This is a genomic window from Alteromonas sp. KUL49 (genome assembly GCF_006538345.1).
Taxonomy (GTDB): domain Bacteria; phylum Pseudomonadota; class Gammaproteobacteria; order Enterobacterales; family Alteromonadaceae; genus Alteromonas.
This window is the reverse complement of record NZ_BJKL01000025.1, coordinates 1-2279: the sequence shown is the minus strand read 5'-3', so window position 1 is coordinate 2279 and position 2279 is coordinate 1. Positions and strand designations below refer to the sequence as shown.

Below are 2279 nucleotides of genomic sequence, written 5' to 3'. Positions count from 1 at the left end.
GGTGATCTAGCCATGGGCAGGTTGAAGGTTGAGTAACATCAACTGGAGGACCGAACCCACTAACGTTGAAAAGTTAGGGGATGACTTGTGGCTGGGGGTGAAAGGCCAATCAAACCGGGAGATAGCTGGTTCTCCCCGAAATCTATTTAGGTAGAGCCTCGGACGAATTCCATTGGGGGTAGAGCACTGTTAAGGCTAGGGGGTCATCCCGACTTACCAACCCTTTGCAAACTCCGAATACCAATGAGAACTATCCGGGAGACACACGGCGGGTGCTAACGTCCGTCGTGGAGAGGGAAACAACCCAGACCGCCAGCTAAGGTCCCAAAATATTGCTAAGTGGGAAACGATGTGGGAAGGCTTAGACAGCTAGGAGGTTGGCTTAGAAGCAGCCACCCTTTAAAGAAAGCGTAATAGCTCACTAGTCGAGTCGGCCTGCGCGGAAGATGTAACGGGGCTAAGCAATATACCGAAGCTGCGGCAGCACGTTTACGTGCTGGGTAGGGGAGCGTTGTGTAAGTGGATGAAGGTGAGTTGTAAAGCTTGCTGGACATATCACAAGTGCGAATGCTGACATGAGTAACGATAATGGGGGTGAAAAACCCCCACGCCGGAAGACCAAGGTTTCCTGTCCCATGCTAATCAGGGCAGGGTAAGTCGGCCCCTAAGGCGAGGCAGAAATGCGTAGTCGATGGGAAACGGGTTAATATTCCCGTACTTATATAATCAGTGATGGAGGGACGGAGAAGGCTAGGCAAGCTTGGCGTTGGTTGTCCAAGTGAAAGTGCGTAGGCTGGAATTTTAGGTAAATCCGGAATTCTAAGGCCGAGACACGAGACGAGCTCCCAAGGGAGTGAAGTTGTTGATGCCCTGCTTCCAGGAAAAGCTTCTAAACTTATGATTATATGAACCGTACCCCAAACCGACACAGGTGGTCAGGTAGAGAATACTAAGGCGCTTGAGAGAACTCGGGTGAAGGAACTCGGCAAAATAGTACCGTAACTTCGGGAGAAGGTACGCCCCTGTTTGTGAACACTTCGCGTGGTAAGCAGATGGGGGTCGCAGTGACCAGGTGGCTGGGACTGTTTATTAAAAACACAGCACTGTGCTAAATCGAAAGATGACGTATACGGTGTGACACCTGCCCGGTGCCGGAAGGTTAATTGATGGGGTTAGCGTAAGCGAAGCTCTTGATCGAAGCCCCGGTAAACGGCGGCCGTAACTATAACGGTCCTAAGGTAGCGAAATTCCTTGTCGGGTAAGTTCCGACCTGCACGAATGGTGTAACCATGGCCACGCTGTCTCCACCCGAGACTCAGTGAAATTGAAATCGCAGTGAAGATGCTGTGTACCCGCACCTAGACGGAAAGACCCCGTGAACCTTTACTACAGCTTGGCACTGAACATTGAACCTACATGTGTAGGATAGGTGGGAGGCTTTGAAGCATTGTCGCTAGATGATGTGGAGCCGTCCTTGAAATACCACCCTTGTATGTTTGATGTTCTAACATTGGTCCCTTATCGGGATTGTGGACAGTGTCTGGTGGGTAGTTTGACTGGGGCGGTCTCCTCCCAAATAGTAACGGAGGAGCACGAAGGTTAGCTAATCACGGTCGGACATCGTGAGGTTAGTGCAATGGCATAAGCTAGCTTAACTGCGAGACAGACACGTCGAGCAGGTACGAAAGTAGGTCATAGTGATCCGGTGGTTCTGTATGGAAGGGCCATCGCTCAACGGATAAAAGGTACTCCGGGGATAACAGGCTGATACCGCCCAAGAGTTCATATCGACGGCGGTGTTTGGCACCTCGATGTCGGCTCATCACATCCTGGGGCTGAAGTCGGTCCCAAGGGTATGGCTGTTCGCCATTTAAAGTGGTACGCGAGCTGGGTTTAGAACGTCGTGAGACAGTTCGGTCCCTATCTGGTGTGGGCGTTGGATGATTGAGGGGAGCTGCTCCTAGTACGAGAGGACCGGAGTGGACGAACCGCTGGTGTTCGGGTTGTTATGCCAATAGCATTGCCCGGTAGCCAAGTTCGGAACGGATAACCGCTGAAAGCATCTAAGCGGGAAGCCGGCCCCAAGATGAGTCATCCCTGACCTTTAAGGTCTGGAAGGGTTGTTATAGACGATGACGTTGATAGGCAGGGTGTGGAAGCGTTGTAAGGCGTTAAGCTAACCTGTACTAATTGCCCGAGAGGCTTAACCATACAACACCCAAGAGGCTTTATGTTCTTGTGGTGTTGTAGACAAGCTAAAGTTAGAAAGTAGAGTAGAG

Annotated in this window: 1 rRNA gene; it reads left to right on the top strand. The window is 51.2% G+C overall.

The window, feature by feature from the left end:
* Positions 1–2211: ribosomal RNA gene (locus EYS00_RS20315) — 23S ribosomal RNA — on the top strand; the annotation flags it as partial.
* Positions 2212–2279: the final 68 nt, after the last annotated feature.